This window comes from Alcanivorax sp. HI0044, assembly GCF_001634945.1.
In genome coordinates this window covers 1-958 of sequence record NZ_LWEZ01000139.1, presented here as the reverse complement: position 1 = coordinate 958, position 958 = coordinate 1, and the positions used below count along the sequence as shown (strand labels likewise).

1 pseudogene is annotated in these 958 nt (G+C 57.7%); it reads left to right on the top strand.

From position 1 onward, the window contains the following. Positions 1-958: pseudogene (gene secA, locus A3730_RS01730) on the top strand (preprotein translocase subunit SecA); the annotation flags it as partial.

Below are 958 nucleotides of genomic sequence, written 5' to 3'. Positions count from 1 at the left end.
AAGCCTGTACGCGGCCCATAACCTGGCGCTGCTGCATCATGTGCATGCGGCGCTGAAAGCCCATGCCCTGTTCCACATCGACCGGGATTACATCGTTCAGAACGACCAGATCGTGATCGTGGATGAACACACCGGCCGTACCATGCCGGGGCGTCGCTGGTCCGAAGGTATTCATCAGGCCATCGAGGCCAAAGAAGGGCTGAATATCCAGCAGGAAAACCAGACCCTGGCGTCCACCACCTTCCAGAACTATTTCCGCCTGTATAACAAGCTGTCCGGCATGACCGGTACCGCGGACACCGAGGCGCTGGAATTCCGCCAGATTTATGGCATGGATGTGGTGGTGGTCCCCACCAACAAACCCATGGTGCGGATTGACGCCAATGATTTGGTGTACCTGAGCCTGCAAGAAAAATTCGACGCTATCGTCAAGGAAGTGACCGAGGCGGTGGCTAAAGGTGCGCCGGTGCTGGTGGGTACTGCCACCATTGAAGCGTCGGAGTATCTGTCCAAGCGTTTGAAGCAGGACAAGATCGCCCACGAGGTACTGAACGCCAAGTTCCATCAGCGCGAAGCCCAGATTATTGCCCAGGCCGGCCGGCCGAGAGCGGTCACCATTGCCACCAATATGGCGGGTCGGGGGACGGATATTGTGCTCGGCGGTAATCCCGAAGAGCAGATCAAGCATATGGATACCCCGTCCGAGGCAGAAGCGGAGAAAATTCGTGCCGAGTGGCAGGCGAACCACGATACCGTCATGGAAGCCGGCGGTTTGCACATTATTGGTACCGAGCGTCATGAGTCCCGCCGTATCGATAATCAGCTGCGAGGCCGTGCGGGGCGTCAGGGGGATCCGGGTTACACCCGCTTCTTCCTGTCCATGGAAGATGACCTGATGCGTATCTTCGCATCAGACAAGATTCGCAACCTGATGCGCTCTCTGGGCCTGGAAAACGGC